Genomic DNA, 22,026 nt, shown 5'->3' with positions numbered 1-22,026 from the left:
GACCAGTTGGAGGGCGGGCGCCGTCGCGTTCTCCGGGGAAGGTCCGCTCGGCTTGCGGCGATCGGGAGGCGTCGGAGCACACCGGGGGAGACGACCGGGCGCGGCCCCGGGGTTGCGTCAACCGTCGGACAAACGTGCGAAGTTGTCCGAGGCCCGGCGTGATCCCGAACAGTAGGCTGTTGTTCGTCGGTGCCAGGTGGCAGACTGCCGCCGACGGCCGGGGGGCTGGGCTAGTGCGGAGGTTGACTTCGATGGGCACGACTCAGGCAGGCGGGGGCGCCACCGTACGGCGGCTGCTGCTCGGCACACAGCTGCGCAAGCTCCGCGAGGCCAGAGGCGTCAGCCGGGAGGAGGCCGGGTACTCGATCCGGGCCTCCGAGTCCAAGATCAGCCGGATGGAGCTCGGCAGGGTCGGCTTCAAGGAGCGCGACGTGGCCGACCTGCTGACCCTGTACGGGGTCGAGGCCGAGCAGGAGCGCGCCACCGTCCTCGGGCTGCTGCACGATGCCAACGCCAGCTCCTGGTGGCACGAGTACGGGGACGTGCTGCCCGGCTGGTTCCAGAACTACCTGGGGCTGGAGGAGGCCGCGGCCGAGATCCGCAGCTACGAGGTCCAGTTCGTCCACGGGCTGCTCCAGACCGCCGACTACGCCCGGGCAGTGGTCACCGCCGGCGGCCACGCCAACGGGCCGGAGGAGATCGAGCGCCGGGTCGACGTACGGCTCAGGCGGCAGGCGGTGCTGACCGGCGAGCAGGCACCGCAACTGGTCGCGGTGCTGGACGAGGCCGCGCTGCGCCGGCCCTGGGGCGGGCCGGAGCAGATGCGCGGCCAGCTGGACCGGCTGCTGGAGCTCGGCGAGCTGCCCAACGTCCGGCTCCAGGTGCTGCCGCTGGGCAACGCCGGGCTGAGCGCGGAGAGCGGCGCCTTCACCGTCCTGGGCTTCGCCGAGGCCGAGTTGGCGGACGTCGTGTACCTGGAGCAGTTCACCACCGCGCTCTACCTCGACAAACCCGCCGAGGTGGCCGAGTACCGGCAGGCGATGGACGACCTGGTCGCCGACAGCCTGAGCCCGGAGCGGACCCGTGAACTTCTGCAAGCGGTGCGCCAGGAGTTGTAGTACGTCAGTACGATGAATTTCCATCAGGTCGGTGCATGAGAGGGATCAGATGTCGTACTTCTCCGAGTTGGCGCTGCAGTACATCGATGGTGAGTGGCGCACTGGCAGTGGCTCCTGGGACATCGTGGACGTCGACCCCTACACCGGCGACAAGCTCGCCACCATCACCGTCGCCACCATCGCCGAGGTCGATCTGGCCTACCGCGCCGCCGAGCGCGCCCAGAAGGAGTGGGCCGCCACCAACCCGTACCAGCGGCGGCTGGTGTTCGAGCGCGCGCTGCGACTGCTGGAGGACCGTGAGCCGGAGATCGTCCGGGCGATCATGACCGAGCTCGGCGGCACCGCGCTGAAGGCGGGCTTCGAGCTGTCGCTGGTCAAGGACGTGCTGCGGGAGTGCCTGCACCTGTCGGTGGCCTCCGAGGGCCGGCTGCTGGCCTCGCCCGCCCCGGGCCGGGAGAACCGGCTCTACCGGCTGCCGGTCGGCGTGGTCGGCGTGATCAGTCCGTTCAACTTCCCGCTGTTCCTGGCGCTCAAGGCCGTCGGCCCGGCGCTCGCGCTCGGCAACGGCGTCGTCCTCAAGCCGCACCAGGAGACCCCGGTGGTCGGCGGCGGGCTGATCGCGAAGCTCTTCGAGGACGCGGGGCTGCCGCCCGGCCTGCTGAACGTGGTGGTCACCGACATCGCCGAGATCGGCGACAGCTTCATCGAGCACCCGGTGCCCAAGGTGATCTCCTTCACCGGCTCCGACAAGGTCGGCCGGCACGTCGCCACCGTCGCCGCCGCGCACTTCAAGCGGACGGTCCTGGAGCTCGGCGGCAACAGCGCGCTGATCGTGCTGGACGACGCCGACGTGGACCACGCCGTGGACGCCGCGGTGTTCAGCCGCTTCGTCCACCAGGGGCAGGTCTGCATGGCCGCCAACCGGGTGCTGGTGGACCGCGGCATCGAGGCCGAGTTCACCGAGAAGTTCGTCGCCAAGGTCGCCTCGCTCACCGTCGGCGACCCGAAGGACCCGGCCACCCACATCGGTCCGCTGATCAACTCCGTCCAGGCCGACGTCCTCTCCGCCCAGGTCGACCAGGCGGTCGCGGCCGGCGCCACCGCGCTGCTGCGCGGCAGCACGGTCGGCAGCCTGATGGCGCCGACGGTGCTCACCGGCCTGGCGGAGGACGCGCCGATCCTGCGGAACGAGCTCTTCGGCCCGGTCGTGCTGCTGGTGCCCTTCGAGGGCGAGGACGAGGCCGTGCGGCTCGCCAACAACACGCCGTTCGGGCTCAGCGGCGCGGTGCACACCGCGAACATCGAGCGCGGCGTGAAGCTCGCCCAGCGGATCGAGACCGGCATGATCCACGTCAACGGCGGCACCATCGCCGACGAGCCGGGCGTGCCCTTCGGCGGCGAGAAGAACTCCGGCGTCGGCCGCCTCAACGGCGAGTCCACGGTGGACGCCTTCACCACCCTGAAGTGGATCTCCGTCCAGCACGAGCGCGCGGTCTTCCCCTTCTGATCCGGGGGTGCCGAACGCGCGGGTCTCCTGGCGGCAGCCGCCGGGAGGCCCGCGCTGCCTGACCGTTCAGGCCGGGTGGCGGATCAGGCCGTCGGTGGCGAGTTCGAAGCCGAAGGGGGCCGGGATCGGGACAAGATCGCCGAACTCACCGTTGCGAGCCGTCCGACAGCGGCCGGTTCGACGGGGAGACGGTCTCCACCGGACAGGCCGAAAGGCCGTCGCCGGCGGGGCGACGGCCTTTCGGCGAGGACTGTCGGTCAGAAGACCGGCTGGCCGGCGCGGACGAGGCGCCAGGAGTCGGTGAAGAAGTCGGCGGGGTCGATGGTGCCCTTGGCCTTCACCCAGGCGATCATGGTGTTGCGGATCTCGTCGGAGTTCGACCAGACCATCTTGGCCTTGGCGACGTGCGGGAAGTTGCCGCCGCCGTTGGCGCGGTAGTTGTTGACGGCGAGGACGAACTCGGCGGCCGGGTCGATCGGCTTGCCCTGGAAGGACAGGTTGACGATCCGCTGGCCCTTCGGCTGGGCGATGTCGATGTCGTAGCTCAGGCCGTAGACCGAGTCGTAGTTGTAGTCCGGGGTGGCCTCGGCGCCGGTCAGGGCCTCCTTGTCGACCGGGGCACCCGGGGCGAGCTGGTTGTAGTACTTGACCGAGTACTCCAGGTAGTCCTTGAGCTGGGCGCCCGTCAGGATGCGGGCCTCCAGGGTGTTCTCGTAGATGTAGAGGCCCGCGGCGTCGCGCAGCTTGACCTGGCCGGACGGGATCAGGGCGGTGCGGTTGAACGGGGCGGCCTGGGCCAGCACCGGGAGGTTGGCGTACTGCCCGCCCGCCAGCGCGGCCTTGACGGCGTCGGCCTGGACCTTGCCGATCAGGTCGATGATCGGGGTGGCCTTGAAACGGGCGTCGGCGATCGACAGCTCGATCTTGCTGGTGCCGATGTTCTGGTTGACGTACGCGACGACCTTCTTGTGCTGCTGGGTGATCGCGTTGGTGATCTCCGGGTTCTCCGGCACGGTGTTGGAGTTCAGCAGCCGGGAGGAGACCGAGGCGACCTTCCAGACGCCGCCCGCGAACTCGACCTCGAAGTCGAAGCAGGTCAGCCGCTGGCCGTAGCAGAGCGGCTCGGAGAGCACGACCGTCCTGCCGGTCTTCTTGTTGACGACCAGGCGCTGCGCGATCTCCTTGTGGGCGTGGCCCACCAGCACCGCGTCGATGTCGGGGACGGTCTCCGCCAGCGCCACCGAGGCGTTCTCGGCCCAGGGCAGCTGGTCGCCCCAGGTGGTCGCCTCGTCGCAGCCGGAGTGCGAGGAGACCACGATGACGTCCGCGCCCGCCGCCTTCATCCGCGGCACCCAGGTGGCGGCGGTCTCGACGATGCCCGGGAAGACCATCTTGCCGCTGACGTTGGCCTTGTCCCAGATCGCGATGCCGGGGTTGGTGAGGCCGAGGATGCCGACCTTCACCGGACGGCCCCCGCCCAGGCGCAGCTCCTTGATCACGTACGGCTTGAAGGCCGGCTTCTCGTTCTTCGCGTTCAGCGCGTTGGCACCCAGCAGCGGGAACTCCAGCTGGTCCTGGTAGGCCTTCAGGAGCGGGATGCCGTAGTTGAACTCGTGGTTGCCGAGTGCGGCGGCGTCGTACTCCATGAGGTTCATGGCGACGGCCATCGGGTGGTCCGGCACGGTGTTGGCCTCGGTGTCGATCGACTCGATCCGGGCGTAGTAGTAGGACAGCTGGGTGCCCTGGATGGTGTCGCCGGCGTCGATCAGCAGGCAGCGGTCCCAGCCCTTCTCCTCACGCACCTGGTTGGCCAGGGTGGAGATCTTGGCGAGGCCGACCGCGTTGTGGGCCTTGTCGGTGTACTCGGCGTCGGTGAAGTAGTCCCAGTTGAGCACCCGGCCGTGCAGATCGGTGGTGCCCATGACGGTGAAGGCCTGCTTGTGCGGGTTGCGCTGCTGGCCCTTGGCGGCCGCCGTGTCCGGCTGAGCGGCCGCGGCGGAGGGGGCGGCGGCCAGGGCGGCACCACCGGCCAGGGCGGCGCCGGCGGCGGTGGCGGCGGACCGGGTGACGAAGTCACGGCGGTTCAGGGGCATGGACGACTCTCCCGAGTGGGAACGACGGCGGATGGACCGTCAACTGGCATTCGTTGGCAAGTGTGCGTGTACGCGTCGACGCGCGTAGAAGGACGCGCGTAGAAGTGTGCCGTGCGGGCCGGGGTGCTGGATAGCCCCCGGACCTGTCCAGGAGGTGAGATCTTGGCGACTCGTTCGTGACGGGAACGGGGGAGGTCCGGGGTGGTAGGGCGGACGGTGGGTCAGGACAGTTCGCCCATCAACCGGTCGACCTCGTGGCCCAGCCGGAGCGCCGGGTCCGGATCGTCCGGCCCCGCCCAGGGCTGCCAGGTCCGTGCCCGCAGGTAACCGGCCACCGCGACCGGCAGCCGGTGCCGGACGATCCGCTCCGCCTTCGGGCCCGGCCCGGCCTCGCGCAGCGCCGCCAGCAGGCCGTCCACCCCGGCCGAGGGCGGCAGCGGCACGCTGTCCAGGTACGCGGCCAGCGCCACCAGCTCCGGGTCGGGTGCGGGGGCCGGCTCCGGCTCGGACAGCGCACGCGGCGGCTCCCCGTGCTCCGGCACCTGCGACCCGGGACCGTCCGCCTGCCCTTGGCGCGTCGTTTCCGGGCGGGGCTCCGGGGCGGGCGTCAGCAGCGCGCCCACCCCGTACAGCCCGGCCACGACCCCCGGCCACCAGGCCCCGCCCAGCCCGGCGAAGTGCAGCCCCAGGCCGACCGCGCCGCCCGCGCAGCCGACCAGGTTCCGGGCCGACTCCAGGTAGCGCAGCACCCGGGGGCCGAACCCGTCACTGGTAGCCACGGATCTCCTCGAACACCCCGTCCAGCGAGCCCGTCCCGTCGAACAGCTTGCCGCCGCTCAGGTCCGCGATCCCCTGGAGCTGGTTCACCGCCGCCTCCCCGAACTTGATCGGGAACACCGGGATCGACTTCTCCCCGGCCGGCAGCGCGTCGTGGAAGCGCTTGAAGTCACCGTCCGTCGCGCCGGCGTTGCTCTCGCCGTCGGTCATCAGCACGATCGAGGTGAACCGGTCGTCGCCGGCCGCCGCCTGCTGGCGCTCGATCACCCGGTACGCCTCCTCCAGCGAGGAGTACACCGCCGTGCCGCCCGAGGCGGCCAGCGACTGCACGTCCGCGTCGATCGACGCCAGCTCCGCCTGCGGGCCCGGCTGACTGCCGGTGGCCGGCACCACGTGGGTCTTGGTCCACTTCACCGAGGAGGCGAAGGAGAGCAGCGTGATCTCCTCGCGGTCGCGGAAGCGGCGCACCCCGCGGGTGTCGTCCGCCCCGGTCAGCCGACCCAGCGCGGTCTTCAGCGCGGCGATCCGCGGGCCCTCCATCGAGCCCGAGGTGTCCAGCACGTACACCGTCCGGGACGGGCGGCGCAGCTCGTTCTGGTACGCGGCCAGCAGGCCGTCCGCGACCGCCCTGGTGCCCGGGAACGGCAGCTCCTTGCGACGGTCCGTGGGCAGCCCGGCGGCCGGGGCCACGCCCGCCGTCACCGGACGGCGCAGCGTCACCTCGGAGATGCGTTTCTGCACGTCCTCCTTGAGCAGGTACGTGGTCAGCCGCTGGAAGGAGTCGCGCTGCTCCGGCGCGGCGGAGGACATCAGCGAGAGCGGGTAGTCCGCCGACACCACGCCGTCCACCGGCCGCACCACGGTCAGCTGCTGCTGCGGCGGCAGCGTCTTGTTCAGCGACAGCAGCACCGACTCGTAGTTCACCAGTGCGCCCACCACGCCCGACTCGGCCCGGGTGTACGCCTGCGCCAGCCAGCCGGAGGAACCGGAGGTCAGCTTCTGGCCCTTGAAGAACTCCTTCAGCTGCGGGCTCGCCTTCTGCACGTCCGCGTCGGTCAGCGCCGCGCCCGCGCCGGAGAAGGCCGAGGCCACCGCGACGAGCGTGGAGAAGCCCGAGTTGGAGCGGGACGGGTCGGCCATCCCGTACGGCAGCTTGCCGGCCGCGGCCGCGTCGCCGACCTGCGCCCAGGTGACCTTCGAGCCGTCGCCCCAGCCGAGTTCGCCGAGCGCCGAGGAACGCACCCCGATCGCCACCGGCGAGACCATCACCGGGGTCTCGGAGACCACCTTGGACTTGCCCGCCGGATCGAGTCGCAGGTACTGGTTGGACGGGAACCACACGGCGTCGTACTTGCCGTCGGCCCGGCCCGAGGAGACGGTGTCCGCGCCGTCCAGGGAGCCCGTCCAGGAGAACTGCACGGTCACCCCGGTGGCCTTCCGCGCGTCCTCCAGGACCGGTGCCAGGTCCTGGAGTTCACTGCCGGCCAGGACGCGCAGCACCCCGGGGCGGGCCGTCTCGGCGGGCGGGTCGGTGGGCTTGGGGCCGGGGCCGGTGCCGCCGGAGGAGGTGCAGGCGGTGGCCGCGGCGAGCACGGCGGCCAGCGCGGCCACGATCCGGCCGCGGCGTTTCGTCGGGATGGTCACTTGGTCCCCTTCGCCGCGGCGGTCAGCTTGATCAGGTTGTCCAGCGAGGGCAGGGTCGCCTGCTTGACCTTGGCGGCGGTCAGATCGGGTGCGAAGGTCGGTTTCTTGTCCCGCATCAGGTTCGCGAAGGCCTCCGGCTTGGCCTGCGGCCGGAGCCCGAACCGGGCCTCCAGACCGCGCAGCACCTCGTTGTTCTGGAGGACGTCGGCGAGCTTGCGGCCGTTGTCGGTGTGGGCCACGACGGTGTGGTCCGAGTAGACCGTGGTGTCCGGGTACAGCACCACCATGTCCCCGGTGGGCTTGCCCTGCAGCGACAGGGCGGCGGCCTGCGACTCGTACGCGAAGATCAGCGGGCTGCCGATCCCCGCGCCGAAGTCCCGGAACGGCTCGTCGCTGCTGCTCTTCTGAATGCCCTGCAGCGCGTTCGCGGTGTGCAGGACGTCCTTGACGGCGGCGACACCGGTGTCGTCCGACACCACCTGGTGGTTGTTCGCGATGTAGGAGAGCAGCGCGAGGTACATCGCGCCGGAGGACGAGCTCTCCGGATCGGTGGTGGTCACGAAGAGCTGGCCGGACAGCTCGGGGTGCTCTCGGGCGCCGGCCAGGTCCTCCCATCTGCGGCCGCTCTTCAGCGCGTTGACGTACTCGTCCATCCGGAACGTCCAGACGCCGGTGGCGGTGTCCACGTCGGCCAGCTTGTTGTTCCTCAGGACCTGGGCCACCGGCTCGTGGGCCACGATCACCAGCGGCGAGTAGAACGGCACCATCGGGGAGTCCTGCAGCTTCCAGATGCGCTGGATCTCCCGCGCCGGTGCGGCGCTCGCCGGGAAGGCGAAGTCCAGCCCCGGGGTCTTGTCCGCCTGGTCGCTCATCGTCCAGGAGCCGGTCGAGTCGGTCCGGACGTCCAGGCCCTGCTTCGCCAACTCGGCCTTGACATCCGGGTTGTCGAAGAAGGCGCGCTTCTCCGAGCCGATCAGGCCGGTGACGGTGACCGTCTTGGTGGTGTCCTTCTTCGGGTCGTCGGGGATCAGCGCGAAGGCGACCCCGCCCAGCAGGGCCAGGGCCGCAACCACTCCCAGTGCGCGTCGCATGCCGAACGCCTCCCCCTCGTCCGCTACTTCGTCCGGGTGGTCACCCGGGGCGCCCGGGCAGCCACCCGGGGGTGACGAGCGTCCCGCCGGGCGGGGAGCGGTGGCGGAAGCGGCGGTGAACCGCGGGTGAACACCCCTTCACGGAATTGCATCGGCGGGTGGCTCGGCGGGCGTGCGGGAGGGGCGTGGGGAGGGGCGCTCGCACAGCGGTCCGAGGATGTGTCAGATTGTTCAACTGGCCTTATGGCAACGGTCATCCCGCAGTCCGGACCCGCGTCGTGGTTACGCACCGGTAATGCCTAGTCTCAGCACTATGCGCCGAGCAAAAATCGTCTGTACCCTCGGGCCCGCCACCGACTCGTACGACCAGATCAAGTCCCTGGTCGACGCCGGGATGGACATCGCCCGACTGAACCTCAGCCACGGCACGCACGCCGAGCACGAGGAACGCTACCGCCGCGTCCGCAAGGCCGCCGACGAGACCGGCCGCAGCGTCGGCATCCTCGTCGACCTTCAAGGCCCGAAGATCCGGCTCGACACCTTCGCCCACGGGCCGGTACTTCTCGAACGCGGCGACGAGTTCACCATCTCCACCGACAAGGGCGTCGTGGGGGACAAGGACCGCTGCGGAACCACCTATTCCGGGCTCGCCGGGGACGTCACCCGCGGTGAGCGCATCCTGGTCGACGACGGCCGGGTCACCCTGGAGGTCGTCGCCGTCGACGGGCCGCACGTGCGGTGCCTGGTCATCGAGGGCGGCCTGGTCTCCGACCACAAGGGCCTCAACCTGCCCGGCATCGCCGTCTCCGTCCCCGCACTCGGCGACAAGGACGTCGCCGACCTGCGGTGGGCGCTGCGGACCGGGGCCGACCTCATCGCGCTCTCGTTCGTCCGCAGCGGGCGGGACATCGAGGACGTCCACCGGATCATGGCGGAGGAGGGGCGCCACGTCCCGGTGATCGCCAAGATCGAGAAGCCGCAGGCGGTGGAGAACCTGGAGTCCGTCGTCGACGCCTTCGACGGGATCATGGTGGCCCGCGGCGACCTGGGCGTGGAGATGCCCCTCGAACAGGTCCCGCTGGTCCAGAAGCGCGCCATCAAGCTGGCCCGCCGCAACGCCAAGCCGGTCATCGTGGCGACCCAGATGCTCGACTCGATGATCAACGCCTCCCGGCCGACCCGCGCGGAGGCCTCCGACGTCGCCAACGCCGTCCTGGACGGCACGGACGCGGTGATGCTCTCCGGGGAGACCTCGGTGGGCAAGTACCCGGTCGAGACGGTCAAGACGATGGCCCGGATCGTCGAGGCCGCCGAGACCGACATCCTCGCCGCGGGCCTCCCGCCGCTCACCACCGGCAGCAAGCCGCGGACCCAGGGCGGCGCCGTCGCCCGCGCGGCCGCCGAGATCGGCGACTTCCTGCACGCCAAGTACCTCGTCGCCTTCACCCAGTCCGGCGACACCGCCCGCCGGCTGACCCGCTACCGCTCGCCGATTCCGGTGCTCGCCTTCACCTACGAACCGGCCGTACGCAGCCAACTCGCCCTCACCTGGGGCGTGGAGACCTTCCTCGGCCCGTTCGCCCCGACGACGGACCAGATGGTCGAACAGGTCGACGCGGCGCTGCTCTCGCTCGGCCGCTGCCAGAAGGGCGACATCGTCGTCATCACGGCGGGCTCGCCCCCCGGCCTGGCCGGCTCCACCAACCTCGTCCGCGTCCACCACGTGGGGACGCTGGACGTCTGAGTGGGATTCCACCGGGCGGCATCCCCCGTGTGAGGGATGCCGCCCGCGCGCTGGTCCGGGTGAGAATCAGTGGGATGAGCGACCACCACCACGCACTCTGGTGCGACCTCCGCGAGGAGGTCCTCAGCCGCCCCGGCGCCGGCGCGGCCTACGAGGCCGCCAGGGCCCGCTTCGAACGCGAGGAGCAGCAAGGGGAGGAGGAGCCCGAGGACGCCTGAGCCGTCAGTACTTGGGCCCGATGTGGGCGTCCATGAGGGCCACGGAGTCCTTGCGGGCGATGGAGATGTTGAAGCCGCCGTTGGACCGGGAGGCGTGCTTCCACTGGACGCCGACGGCGTCGAGGGTGGCGGTGAAGAGACCGACGATGTCGGTCGAGGTGTTGGTGAAGAAGTAACGCGGGTACTCGTAGCGCTTCTTGACGCCGCCGACCGTGCGGGTCGCCCAGTTGGTGATGCGGCAGCCGTCGGAGTGGATCAGGCCGCGTAAGAACTCCCAGGGGTGGGTGTCCACGATCTCCTGCTGCCAGGGTGCGAGGGCGATCTGTCGCAGGCGCTTCGGGCCGGGGCCGTGCTGGGGGAAGAGGCAGGGCCAGTGCTTGCTGGTGCTGACGACGCTCGTGCAGCCGGGGGCCTGGACCCGGTTGACCTTGTTGTGCGGCATGACGGTGGAGACTGCCCGCTCGCACTCGCCGATGAGGCCGGGCCATGTGTCGCAGCAGGCGATGCGGAGGGCGTAGACCTGGCGGCGACCCTCGCTGATGCAGCCATCGCCGAGGTAGAGGCCGAGCAGGTAAGCGTAGTCGGCAGGCGGGCGCGAGGGATCGAGTCGGTTGTCGCGGATCGGGCGTTCGGCCGTCATGCGTGGGCTGGGTACGGCGCCGGACGCCCAGTCGCGGATCGCGAATCGGGAGATACCGGTCGCACGGCTGACCTGGCTGAAGGTCAGCCCGGATGCGTGGAGCTTCAATGCCCGCTGGCGTGTCGCGGTGTCGTACACATGGGCGAGATTGCCCGCTCGGGGCCGTTGTCCGCATGCAAACTAGGGGATCTTCACTCGGTCGAGTGAAGATCCCCTAGTTTTGAAAACCGTTGGACCGAATACTGAAACCTTCGAATCGAAGGAAAGGTGCCCCGAGTGGGATTCGAACCCACACTGTATGGTGTTTGAGACCATTGCCTCATGCCAATTGGGCTATCGGGGCCTACGATTTGAAGGCGATTGCCTTGGCGTCGTGTCTCAAACATACCGTGTCTAGGTACCCTCGTGCATGCAGTACCCCGCCGGAACTAGGAGCCCCGTGAGCACCGCCGACGAGCAGGCGCAGCCGCTTGAGACCGATATGCCCCAGATCACCCGGATTGTGATTGCCGAGGACGAGGCGCTGATCCGCCTCGACCTGAAGGAGATGCTGGAGGAGGAGGGGTACACCGTCGTCGGTGAGGCCGGCGACGGGGAGACGGCGGTGCGGCTCGTGGAGGAGCTGAAGCCGGATCTGGCGATCTTCGACGTGAAGATGCCGGTGCTGGACGGGCTCTCGGCCGCCGAGCAGATCCACGAGAAGCACCTGGCCCCCGTGCTGATGCTGACGGCGTTCTCGCAGCGGGAGCTGGTGGACCGGGCCCGCGACGCCGGGGCGATGGCGTACATCGTCAAGCCGTTCTCGAAGTCGGATCTGGTGCCGGCGATCGAGATGGCGGTCTCCCGGTACGCGGAGATGCGGGCGCTGGAGAAGGAGATCGGGGATCTCAGCCAGCGGCTGGAGACCCGGAAGCTGGTGGACCGGGCGAAGAGTGTGCTCCAGACCAAGTTCGGGCTGAACGAGCCGGCGGCCTTCCGGTGGATCCAGAAGACCTCGATGGACCGTCGGATGACGATGGCGGCGGTGGCCGAGGCGGTCATCGAGGAGGGCGAGGCCCAGGACCGCAAGAAGGCGGAAGAGGGCAAGTCCGAATAAGGCATGCGCGAAGGGCCCGGCAGAACGTTTCTGCCGGGCCCTTCGCGTACAGGCGTCAGTCCTCGCCGAGGTAGGCCTTGCGGACCGACTCGTCGTGCAGGAGGTCGGCTCCCGTCCCGGAGAGGACGATGCGGCCGGTCTCCATGACGTAGCCGCGGTCGGAGAGTGACAGCGCCGCCTGGGCGTTCTGCTCGACCAGCAGGATGGTCGTACCGGACGCCTTCAGCTCCACGATGGTGGACATGATCTTCTGCATCATCAGCGGGGACAGGCCCATCGAGGGCTCGTCCAGCATGAGCAGCTTGGGCTGGGACATCAGCGCCCGGCCCATCGCGAGCATCTGCTGCTCGCCGCCGGAGAGCGTGCCCGCCGCCTGCCGCCGGCGTTCGCCGAGGATCGGGAACAGGCCGTAGGCCCGCTCGACGTCGGCCGTGATGCCGGCCGCGTCGGTGCGCAGGAAGGCGCCGAGGAGGAGGTTCTCCTCGATGGTCATCCGGGGGAAGATGTGCCGGCCCTCGGGGGAGTGGGCGAGGCCGAGCGCGACGATCTTGTGGGCGGGGACGGTCGAGAGGTCCTGGCCGTCGAAGGTGATCCGTCCGGCGGTGGGCTTGAGCAGGCCGGACAGGGTGCGCAGGGTGGTGGTCTTGCCGGCGCCGTTGGTGCCGATGAGGGTGGTGACCTCGCCCTGTTCGACGGTGAAGCTGATGCCCTTGACGGCCTCGATCTTGCCGTAGGCGACGCGGAGGTCCTGAACTTCGAGAAGTGCGGTCACTGGTCGGACTCCGTAACAGCCGGGTTAGTGCCTTCGAGCGGGGCGCCCAGGTAGGCGGTGATGACGCGTTCGTCGTTCTGGACGGTCTCGCGGTCGCCCTCGACGATCTTCTGGCCCTGGACGAGCACCGCGGTGCGGTCGCAGAGGTTGAAGATGAAGCGCATGTCGTGCTCGATGACGAGGATGGAGATCCCCTTGTCGCGGATCGCGAAGACGAGTTCCTCGGCGGCCCGGGTCTCCTGGGGGTTCATGCCGGCGGTGGGTTCGTCGAGCAGCAGCAGGCCGGGTTCGGAGGCCAGTGCGCGGGCGATCTCCAGCTTGCGCTGCTCGCCGTACGGGAGGTTGCGGGCGAGGTGGTCGGCCTTCTCGGCGAGGCCGGTGAACTCCAGGAGTTCCATGGCCTTCTCGCGGCTCTGCGCCTCGGCGCGGTGGTAGCCGGGGCCGCGCAGGATGGCGGAGAAGATGCCCTCCTTGGTGCGGGTGTGCCGGCCGACCAGGACGTTCTCCAGGACGGTCATGTTGGCGAACAGCCGGATGTTCTGGAAGGTGCGGGCGATGCCGGCCTGGGTGACCAGGTGGGGCTTGGGCGGCAGCAGGGTGTCGCGGAAGCGGACGGCGCCCTCGGTGGGGACGTACAGGCCGGTGAGGCAGTTGAAGAAGGTGGTCTTGCCGGCGCCGTTGGGGCCGATCAGACCGATGATCTCGCCCTCGCCGACGGTCAGCGAGACGTCGTTGACCGCGGTGAGGCCGCCGAAGCGCATGGTGACGCCGGTGACTTCGAGCAGGGGTGCGGCGGTGGTGGTCATCGGGTCGGTCACGCCCCTGCCTTGGTGAGTGCGGTCGGCTCGTCGGAGGCCTGGGCCGGGACGGAGGCCTCGTGGAACTCCAGCTGCCGGCGCCGGTTGGGGATGAGGCCCTCGGGACGCACCCGCATGAGCACGATGAGGGCGGCGCCGAAGGCGAGGAGCTGGTAGTCGGCGAGGAATTCGAGCTTCTTCGGGATGAGGAAGAGCAGGGTGGCGCCGGCCAGCGGGCCGCTGATGGTGCCCATGCCGCCGAGGATGACCGCGGCGAGCAGGAAGGCGGAGTTCGGCGGGAGGGCTTCGGCGAAGGTGTACTGGTCGGGGGTGACGGTGTAGCTGACGTGGGCCTGGACGGTGCCGGCCAGGCCGGCCAGCAGGGCGCCGAGGGCGAAGGCGAGCAGCTTGAGCCGGAAGCCGTTGATGCCCATGGCCTCGGCGGCGGTCTCGTCCTCGCGGATGGCGACCCAGGCGCGGCCGATGCGGGAGTTGCCGACCCGGGCGAAGACCAGCACGACGAGGGCGGTGACCAGCAGCATCAGCAGGTAGTAGTTGGAGAAGCGGCCGAGTTCGACGCCGAGGACGGTGTGCGGGTCGCCGAGGTCGAAGCCGAAGATCTGGAGGTCCGGGATGCGGGGGATGCCGTTGGAGCCGTTGGTGACCTTGGGGCCGGTGGTGCCGTTGAGGTTGAGCATGGTGATGCGGAAGATCTCACCGAACCCGAGGGTGACGATGGCGAGGTAGTCGCCGCGCAGCCGCAGGGTGGGGGCGCCGATCAGGACGCCGAAGATCATCGAGACGACCGCGCCGGTGAGCATCGCGGCCCAGAAGGGGAACTGGACGTGGATGGGCGAGGCGGGGGAGCCGGAGACCAGGGCGGCGGCGTAGGCGCCGACGCCGAGGAAGGCGACGTACCCGAGGTCGAGCAGGCCGGCCAGGCCGACGACGATGTTGAGGCCGAGGGCGACGGTGGCGAAGATCAGGATGTTGGTGGCGACCGAGGTGTACTGGTCGCTGGTCTGGGTGAACGGGAAGCCGGCGGCGGCGGCGAAGGCGGCGCCGGTGGTGACCGGGCGGTGTTTGACGGTCAGCGCGCGCAGCCGGGCGAGCAGGCCGGACTTGGCGAGGGCGGGGACGGCGAGGGCGACGAACAGCAGGTAGCCGGTGAAGAGTTCGCCGTACTCGGTGTCGATGCCGAAGGTGATCGCGAACAGTCCGATCCCGAAGGCGAGGACGATCAGCAGCACCTCGACCCAGGAGGGGAGCGCGCGCGGCGTGGCCAGCGGGCGGTCGATCCGGCCGAGCCGCAGCCCGCTGTTGGCGAGGTGGCCGAGCTGGAGCAGCAGGACGGCGCCGGCCGCGATGACGAGGCCGCCGGCCAGGGCGGTCATGACCGGGGCGACCGGCTTGTCCTCGGGGATGGCGTGGGCACCGAACCAGGCGGCGGGGGCGACCGGGACGAGCAGGAAGAGGCGCTTGTCGAGGATCCGCAGCGGGACGGCGGTGCGGCGGTCGAGCGGCAGGCCGAGGGCGCCGAGGACGGCGATCAGACCGCCCGCGGTGAGTACCCAGCCGCCGGGTTCGAGGTTGGCGAGGCCGCCGAGTTCGGCGGAGATGGAGGCGACCGCGTAGACGGCGACGGCGAGGGCGCCGGTGGCGGCGTACAGGACGGCGTTGTTGCTGCGGGCGGGGGCGGCCCAGCGCAGGCCGGGGACGCCCTGGCCGGCGAGCAGCAGGACGAGGGTGAGCAGGCCGGCGGCGAGGGCGAGCCACTGGAGGCCGGCCGGGGAGCCGTAGTACGTGAGGTCGCCGGGGAACTCGGAGGTCCAGGTCCAGGACATGGCGGCGGAGGCGGCGGTGGCGAGGGCGCCGAGCCCGGTGACGGCCGCGGCGGCGCGGGCCGGGAGCGGGATGACCGGGGTCGTCTCGGTGTGGGTGGTGGTCATGGTGGTCACGCCCTGTCCGCGACGCGCTCGCCGAGCAGGCCCTGGGGCCGGATCAGGAGTACGAGGATGAGGAGAACGAAGGCCCAGACGTCCTTCCAGGCGCCGCCCCCGAAGAGGTGCATGCCGGGCAGGTGCTGGATGTAGCCGGTGGCGAGGGCTTCGGCGAGGCCGAGGGCGATGCCGCCGAGCATGGCGCCGTAGATGTTGCCGATGCCGCCGAGGACGGCGGCGGTGAAGGCCTTGAGGCCGAGGATGAAGCCCATCCGGAAGTCGACCTGGCCGCTGCGCAGTCCGTAGGCGACGGCGGCGACGGCGGCGAACGCGGCGCCGATGGCGAAGGCCATGACGATGATGCGGTCGGTGTCGATGCCCATCAGCTTGGCGGTGTCCGGGTCCTGGCTGGTGGCCTGCATGGCGCGGCCGGAGCGGGTGCGGGTGACGAACCAGCCGAGGGCGAGCATGCACAGCGGGGCGGCGATGATCAGGAAGAGGTCGCTGCGCTGGATGGTGACGGAGCCGAGGCTGAACGGGTCGCCGGGGAGCTTGGGGAAGACCCGGGCCTTCTTGGCGTCCGGGTAGAACGAGAAGACGAGCTGCTGGAGGAAGATGGACAGCCCGATGGCGGTGATCAGCGGGGCCAGCCGGGGCGCGTTGCGCAGGGGGCGGTAGGCGAAGCGCTCGGCGGCGACGGCGGTGAGGGTGGAGACCAGGATGCCGGCGATCAGCATGAGCGGCAGGGCCAGCCACAGGGTGGTGCCGCCGGGGAGGGCGAGGTAGGCGGTCAGGGCGCCGAAGCCGCCGACCATGACGATCTCGCCGTGGGCGAAGTTGATGAGCTGGACGATGCCGTAGACCATCGTGTAGCCGATCGCGACGAGCCCGTAGAGGGCGCCGAGGATCAGGCCGTTGGCCAGCTGCTGCGGTAGGTCGTGCACCGCTGGGCCTCCGTAGTGCGTTCGGGGGTGTCCGCGTGGGTGGTGGATGTGGGTGCGCGCGGGGGCACTCGTGGCGCCCCCGCGCGCGGTGGTGGAGAAGTGGCGCTGGTGGTGCTGTCGGTGACCGAGTGTCAGCCCTTGAAGGTGCCGGACTTCTCCACGGCCCACTTGCCGTCCTTGACGACGTAGACGGTGAGCTGCTTGTTGGTGGTGTCGCCGAACTCGTCGAAGGAGACCGGGCCGGTCACGCCGTCGAAGGTGACCTTCTGGACGGCGTCGCGGACGGCCTTGCGGTCGGGGACCTTGCCGTTGTTGTCCTTCACGGCCTGCTTGACGCCCTGGATGATGGCCCAGGCGCTGTCGTAGGAGTAGCCGCCGTAGGTCTCGTAGGCGTCCTTGTAGCCGGCCGTCTTGTAGTCGGCGATGTACTTCTTGGCGGTGTCGAGGGTCTCGACGGGCAGGCCGACGGCGGTGGCGTAGTCGCCCGCGCTCTTGGGGTTGAGCTTGATGTAGTCGCCGCTCTGCATGCCGTCGCCGCCCATCAGCGGGATGCTGACGCCGGCTTCCTTGAGCTGGAGGGAGAGCGGGCCGGCCGCGGGGTACTCGCCGCCGTAGTAGACGGCTTCGGCGCCGGAGCTCCTGACCTTGGTGACGATGGCGGCGAAGTCGCGGTCGTCGGGGTTGACGTGCTCCTCGCCGACCAGGGTGCCGCCGAGCTTGGTGAACTCGCCCTTGAAGGTGCCGGCCAGGCCCGCGCCGTAGGTCTTCTGGTCGTCGATCAGGAAGACCTTGGTCTTCTTGGCGTCGTTGTAGAGGAACTGGGCGGCGAACGGGCCCTGGACGGCGTCGGTGGTGGCGGTGCGGAAGTAGGACTTGAACGGGCGCTTCTTCTCGCCGTTGGCCCACTTCTCGCCCTGGCTGAGGGCGACGCCGGTGTTGGCGGGGGAGACCTCGACCAGGTTCGCGTCGTCGAAGATCTGCTGCATCGACTGCGCCACACTGGAGTTGAGCGGGCCGACGACGCCGAGGACCTTGGAGTCGCCGACCAGCTGGGTGGCGTTCTGCTGGCCGGGGGCGGGCTTGCCGGTGTCGTCGAGGGCCTTGATCTCGAACTTGACGCCGGGGACCTCGTTGGTCTCGTTGGCCTTCTTGACCGCGAGGTCGACGGAGTTGCGGATGCCGAGGCCGAGGGCGGAGAGGTCGCCGGTGAGCGGGGCGTCGACACCGATGACGACGGTGGTGGCGCCGGAGTTGGCGTTGCCGCCGTCGCCGCTCTTCTTCTCTCCGCGGGAGCCGCAGGCGCTGAGGCTGAGGGCGCCGATCACGGCAATGCTCACGACAACTGCTGAACGGTGACGCACGAGGGTCCCCTTCGGTTCAGGAGGCGCCCGCGCCTGAGTGGCGGGAGCCGAAATGCGCGGAGGGCCTGGCCCAATCGAATGGCGCGGTGACTGGCCGTGACTCTAGATGCCGTTGGGCGGCTCGGGCAGTGTTGGGAGCAGGCTGTGATTCTCTTGTTATGAGCACACAGAGCATTTGTCTCACCATGTGGTCGTTCCGGCTCGATCGACCCCGCGATGTCGGGCGTTTACGCGCTGGTGGGGCGATGCAAGGGCCAGAAATGGGGGTTGCAGCTGGCAGCACCGACTATCGGACACTGGTGTCCGATGCCCTGGTTTCGACCTTGAGCGTCCGGATTGCGGACATCGAGGGCGCGACCGAGCGGCCCCGGGGCGCCTGGAGGCCCCGGAACCGGCAATTGATCGGATTTCCTACTTGTAACGCAACGTTACGGGCGCCGGTTGTGCGCCGGCTGCGCCCGGACATGCGAACGCCCCCTTGTCCAGACCAACGCCTGCCCAGGGTGGCGGAAGGTCAAACAAGGGGGCGGAAAAGGGACTTGATGTCGTCCGGAGTGAACTCGTGGATGCCTGACGGACGTTGTCGGGTCTTTGGGGGTCAGAGGTCGCGCAGCATGCAGGTCAGCCGGCAGCTAGTGATCCGCCGGCCGGTGTCGTCGGTGATCGCGATCTCGTAGGTGGCGGCGGTACGGCCCTTGAACACGGCCGTCGCGACCCCGGTCACCAGCCCGGAGGTGGCCGAGCGGTGGTGGGTGGCGTTGAGGTCCACGCCGACCGCGTACCGGCCGGGGCCGGCGTGCAGCATCGCCCCGATCGAGCCCAGCGTCTCGGCCAGCGCCGCCGACGCGCCGCCGTGCAGCAGCCCGTACGGCTGCTGGTTGCCCTCCACGGGCATGGTGCCGACCACGCGGTCGCCGGAGGCCTCGACGACCCGGATGCCGAGCTTCTCGCCGAGGTGGCCGCCGGAGAAGGTCTCCGGGTTCACGCCGAGCTTGGCGAAGTGGTCCAGCACGTCCTGCGGGACGTGCAGGACGGGGGCGGTGTCGGGGGCCGCATCGGTCATGGGGAAGCTCCTGCCGCTCGGGGATGTGCCGCCTGTGATCGTACGACCGTCCTACTCGTAGGTAGCAGGTGCGGTCGGACCGGCGCGGCGTCCTTTTTGTCGGTGCCGGGCCATAGGATCGGTGGCCGGTAGTGGAATCGGCAGGAACGGACGTTGACGTGGCTACGCAGAGTACGGACAAGGGCGCGACGGGTGGCGGCGGGGCCGGCCCGCGGCCCCGGCTGATGCTGCTCGACGGGCACTCGATGGCCTACCGGGCCTTCTACGCCCTGCCCGTGGAGAACTTCAACACCTCCACCGGCCAGCCCACCAACGCGGTCTACGGCTTCGCCTCGATGCTCGCCAACACCGTCCGGGACGAGCAGCCCACCCACCTCGCCGTCGCCTTCGACCTCTCCCGGCAGACCTTCCGCTCCGTCGAGTTCCCCGACTACAAGGCCAACCGCGCCAAGACGCCGGACGAGTTCCGCAGCCAGGTCGGCCTGATCGGCGAACTGCTCGACGCCATGAACGTCCCCCGGCTGACGGCCGAGGGCTTCGAGGCCGACGACATCATCGCCACCCTGGCCACCGCCGCCGAGGCGGCCGGCTACGACGTCGACATCGTCACCGGCGACCGTGACTCGCTCCAGCTGGTCACCGACCACATCACCGTGCTCTACCCGACCAAGGGCGTCTCCGAGCTCACCCGCTTCACCCCGGAGAAGGTCACCGAGAAGTACGGCGTCACCCCGCGCCAGTACCCGGACCTCGCCGCGCTGCGCGGGGACCCGTCCGACAACCTGCCCGGCATCCCCGGCGTCGGCGAGAAGACCGCCGCCAAGTGGGTCAACCAGTTCGGCTCCTTCGACGAACTCGTCGCCCGCGCCGACGAGGTCAAGGGCAAGATCGGCGAGAAGCTGCGCGACCACCTCGACTCGGTCAGGCGCAACCGGGTGCTCACCGAGCTGGTGCGCGACGTCGAACTCCCGCTCGGCGTCGCCGACCTGGACCGCAAGCCGTTCGACAAGGGCGCCGTCGGCACCCTGATGGAGTCGCTGGAGTTCCGCAACGCCAACTTCCGCGACCGGGTCTTCGGCATCGACCCGTCCGCCGGCGAGGAGGAAGCCGCCGAGCTCGCCCCCGGCGTCGAGGTGGACGGCGAACTCCTCACCGACCCGGGCACCCTGGCCGCCTGGCTGGCCGAGCACGCCTCCGACGGCAAGACCACCGTCGCGCTCGCCGCCGTCTACCAGTGGGCGCTCGGCGCCGGCGAGGTCACCGAAGTGGCCCTCGCCGCCGGGGAGGCCGCCGCCTGGTTCGACCCGGCGCTGCTCGCGGAGGAGGACGAGCGGGCCTTCGCCGACTGGCTCGCCGACGCCACCGCCCCCAAGGCCCTGCACATCGCCAAGCAGGTCAAGCGCGCCTTCGCGGAGCGCGGCTGGACGATCCAGGGCGTCGTCGCCGACACCGCGCTCGCCGCCTACCTGGAGAAGCCCGGCCGCCGCACCTTCACCCTGGAGGTGCTCTCCGAGGAGTACCTGGCCCGCTCGCTCAGCCCGGCCCCCGCCGCCGAGAGCGGCCAACTCGCCTTCGACGCACCGGAGGAGGACCCGACCGCGCACGCCCAGTCGCTGATGCTGCAGGCCCGCGCCGTGCTCGACCTCGCCGCGCTCTTCGACACCCGCCTCGCCGAGGTCGGCGCCACCGGGCTGATGCACGACATGGAACTGCCCATCGCCGACCTGCTGGCCCGCATGGAGCGCTACGGCATCGCCGCCGACCGCCAGTGGCTCACCGGCCTGGAGGCCCAGTTCGCCGCCGAGATCCAGCGCGTGGTGGAGGAGGCGCACGCCGCCGCCGGGCACGAGTTCAACCTCGGCTCGCCCAAGCAGCTCCAGGAGATCCTCTTCGGCGAGCTCGCGCTCCCCAAGACCAAGAAGATCAAGACCGGCTACACCACCGACGCCGACGCGCTCACCTGGCTGGCCACCCAGACCGACAACGAACTGCCGGTCATCCTGCTGCGCCACCGCGACCAGGCCAAGCTGCGCACCACCGTCGAGGGCCTGCTCAAGACCGTCTCGCCCAAGGGCCGCATCCACACCACCTTCAACCAGATGGTCGCCGCCACCGGCCGGCTCTCCTCGCAGGACCCGAACCTGCAGAACATCCCGGTCCGCACCGAGGAGGGCCGGGCGATCCGCCGCGCCTTCATCGTCGGCGAGGGCTACGAGTCGCTGCTCACCGCCGACTACTCGCAGATCGAGCTGCGGATCATGGCGCACCTGTCCGAGGACGAGGCGCTGATCGAGGCCTTCGCCTCCGGCGAGGACCTCCACAACACCGTCGCCTCCCAGGTCTTCGAGGTGCCGCGCGCCGCGGTGGACGCCGAGATGCGCCGCAAGATCAAGGCGATGTCCTACGGCCTGGCGTACGGGCTGTCCGCGTACGGGCTCTCGCAGCAGCTCGGCATCAAGCCGGCCGAGGCCCAGGGCCTGATGGACACCTACTTCGAGCGCTTCGGCGGCGTGCGGGACTACCTGCGCCGGGTCGTCGACGAGGCCCGGGCGACGGGCTACACCGAGACCCTGCTCGGCCGCCGCCGCTACCTGCCGGACCTCAACAGCGACAACCGCCAGCGCCGCGAGATGGCCGAGCGGATGGCCCTGAACGCCCCGATCCAGGGCTCGGCCGCCGACATCGTCAAGATCGCCATGCTCCGGGTGGACGAGGCGCTGCGCACGGCCGGCCTCACCTCCCGGATGCTGCTCCAGGTGCACGACGAAATCGTGCTGGAGCTGGCCCCGGGCGAGCGCGAGCAGGTCGAGGCCCTCGTCCGCGAGCAGATGGCGGGCGCCTACCCGCTGCGCGCCCCGCTGGACGTCTCCGTCGGCGTCGGCCCGAACTGGGAGGCCGCCGCGCACTGACGCGATGGTTTCCGGGCGGGCCCGGGCGCGCGAGTGTCCGGGCCCGTCGCTACGATCCTGCCGGTCCGCCGCGCAGTGGGCGCGGCTGTGAGCGGGGGGAACGGCGATGGCGGAAGCGACGACGGCGGGAACGGACGAGGGAACGCGGCGGCGGAGGTTCCTTCAGCCCCGGCTGGTGGTGCCGGCCGGGCTGGCGGCACTGGTGCTGGTGGGCGGCTCGGTCTGGGCGGCCTCCGGCGGCGGGGACGGGCCGACGGCCTCGGCCGGGGCGGGAGCGGCCACGCCGAGCGTGACGGCGACCGCCGAGCCGTC

17 protein-coding genes and 1 tRNA gene are annotated in these 22,026 nt (G+C 70.3%); 6 read left to right on the top strand and 12 right to left on the bottom strand.

Translation table 11 applies throughout. The features are described from left to right. Positions 1–251: 251 nt before the first annotated feature. Together KS423_RS05465 and KS423_RS05460 are read left to right on the top strand one after the other, a co-directional pair. Positions 252–1,118 (top strand): helix-turn-helix transcriptional regulator, encoded by an 867-nt coding sequence (locus tag KS423_RS05465; RefSeq protein ID WP_224275501.1) that lies wholly within the window; start codon positions 252–254, stop codon positions 1,116–1,118. Positions 1,119–1,167: 49 nt separating this feature from the next. Next, positions 1,168–2,625 (top strand): aldehyde dehydrogenase family protein, encoded by a 1,458-nt coding sequence (locus tag KS423_RS05460; RefSeq protein ID WP_224275535.1) that lies wholly within the window; start codon positions 1,168–1,170, stop codon positions 2,623–2,625. Between the two features lie 257 nt (positions 2,626–2,882). Here the strand turns inward: KS423_RS05460 and KS423_RS05455 are convergent, their stop codons facing one another. The 4 genes from KS423_RS05455 to KS423_RS05440 form a co-directional block, all read right to left on the bottom strand. Next, on the bottom strand, positions 2,883–4,718 hold the full coding sequence (locus KS423_RS05455; RefSeq protein WP_224275498.1) for a bifunctional UDP-sugar hydrolase/5'-nucleotidase: 1,836 nt from the start codon (positions 4,716–4,718) through the stop codon (positions 2,883–2,885). A 221-nt stretch (positions 4,719–4,939) separates the two neighbouring features. Continuing rightward, positions 4,940–5,497, bottom strand: coding sequence for a hypothetical protein (locus tag KS423_RS05450; protein WP_224275496.1), 558 nt, complete (start codon positions 5,495–5,497; stop codon positions 4,940–4,942). Continuing rightward, positions 5,484–7,139 carry a VWA domain-containing protein gene (locus KS423_RS05445; protein ID WP_224275493.1) on the bottom strand — a complete coding sequence of 552 codons (1,656 nt, stop codon included), beginning with the start codon at positions 7,137–7,139 and terminating at the stop codon, positions 5,484–5,486. Before KS423_RS05445 ends, KS423_RS05450 begins: the two co-directional genes overlap by 14 nt. Continuing rightward, a complete protein-coding gene (locus KS423_RS05440) occupies positions 7,136–8,230 on the bottom strand; it encodes a substrate-binding domain-containing protein (protein WP_224275478.1) in 1,095 nt (364 codons plus the stop codon). Before KS423_RS05440 ends, KS423_RS05445 begins: the two co-directional genes overlap by 4 nt. Positions 8,231–8,543: 313 nt before the next feature. Between KS423_RS05440 and pyk the strand changes: the two genes are divergently transcribed. Together pyk and KS423_RS05430 are read left to right on the top strand one after the other, a co-directional pair. Next, on the top strand, positions 8,544–9,974 hold the full coding sequence (gene pyk, locus KS423_RS05435; RefSeq protein WP_224275475.1) for a pyruvate kinase: 1,431 nt from the start codon (positions 8,544–8,546) through the stop codon (positions 9,972–9,974). Between the two features lie 74 nt (positions 9,975–10,048). Then, on the top strand, positions 10,049–10,192 hold the full coding sequence (locus KS423_RS05430; RefSeq protein ID WP_224275473.1) for a hypothetical protein: 144 nt from the start codon (positions 10,049–10,051) through the stop codon (positions 10,190–10,192). Between the two features lie 4 nt (positions 10,193–10,196). Here the strand turns inward: KS423_RS05430 and KS423_RS05425 are convergent, their stop codons facing one another. After that, complete coding sequence (locus tag KS423_RS05425) at positions 10,197–10,832, bottom strand: hypothetical protein (RefSeq protein WP_308020138.1); 636 nt, start codon at positions 10,830–10,832, stop codon at positions 10,197–10,199. A gap of 268 nt (positions 10,833–11,100) precedes the next feature. Then, positions 11,101–11,175 (bottom strand) — tRNA-Leu (locus KS423_RS05420). Positions 11,176–11,313: 138 nt separating this feature from the next. Here KS423_RS05420 and KS423_RS05415 point away from each other — a divergent pair. Further along, positions 11,314–11,928, top strand: a complete 615-nt coding sequence (locus KS423_RS05415; RefSeq protein WP_224275532.1) for an ANTAR domain-containing response regulator — start codon at positions 11,314–11,316, stop codon at positions 11,926–11,928. A gap of 55 nt (positions 11,929–11,983) precedes the next feature. Here KS423_RS05415 and KS423_RS05410 read toward each other — a convergent pair whose 3' ends face one another. The 6 genes from KS423_RS05410 to KS423_RS05385 form a co-directional block, all read right to left on the bottom strand. Further along, positions 11,984–12,700, bottom strand: coding sequence for an ABC transporter ATP-binding protein (locus tag KS423_RS05410; protein ID WP_224275467.1), 717 nt, complete (start codon positions 12,698–12,700; stop codon positions 11,984–11,986). Continuing rightward, positions 12,697–13,506 carry an ABC transporter ATP-binding protein gene (locus KS423_RS05405; protein ID WP_224275531.1) on the bottom strand — a complete coding sequence of 270 codons (810 nt, stop codon included), beginning with the start codon at positions 13,504–13,506 and terminating at the stop codon, positions 12,697–12,699. Before KS423_RS05405 ends, KS423_RS05410 begins: the two co-directional genes overlap by 4 nt. Before the next feature lie 8 nt (positions 13,507–13,514). Further along, positions 13,515–15,446: a branched-chain amino acid ABC transporter permease gene (locus tag KS423_RS05400; RefSeq protein ID WP_224275529.1), complete on the bottom strand. Its 1,932-nt coding sequence runs from the start codon at positions 15,444–15,446 to the stop codon at positions 13,515–13,517. Positions 15,447–15,451: 5 nt separating this feature from the next. After that, positions 15,452–16,381, bottom strand: a complete 930-nt coding sequence (locus KS423_RS05395) for a branched-chain amino acid ABC transporter permease (protein ID WP_224275464.1) — start codon at positions 16,379–16,381, stop codon at positions 15,452–15,454. Positions 16,382–16,512: 131 nt separating this feature from the next. Beyond that, positions 16,513–17,742, bottom strand: a complete 1,230-nt coding sequence (locus KS423_RS05390) for a branched-chain amino acid ABC transporter substrate-binding protein (protein WP_224275461.1) — start codon at positions 17,740–17,742, stop codon at positions 16,513–16,515. Positions 17,743–18,340: 598 nt separating this feature from the next. Then, on the bottom strand, positions 18,341–18,805 hold the full coding sequence (locus KS423_RS05385; protein ID WP_224275458.1) for a PaaI family thioesterase: 465 nt from the start codon (positions 18,803–18,805) through the stop codon (positions 18,341–18,343). A gap of 224 nt (positions 18,806–19,029) precedes the next feature. Here KS423_RS05385 and polA point away from each other — a divergent pair, with 224 nt between their 5' ends. Next, positions 19,030–21,714: a DNA polymerase I gene (gene polA, locus KS423_RS05380; protein ID WP_224275527.1), complete on the top strand. Its 2,685-nt coding sequence runs from the start codon at positions 19,030–19,032 to the stop codon at positions 21,712–21,714. Positions 21,715–22,026 lie beyond the last annotated feature (312 nt).

Origin of the sequence: Streptomyces sp. LS1784, from assembly GCF_020103755.1 — a bacterium.
GTDB lineage: Bacteria > Actinomycetota > Actinomycetes > Streptomycetales > Streptomycetaceae > Kitasatospora.
This window is presented reverse-complemented; position numbering and strand designations above follow the sequence as displayed.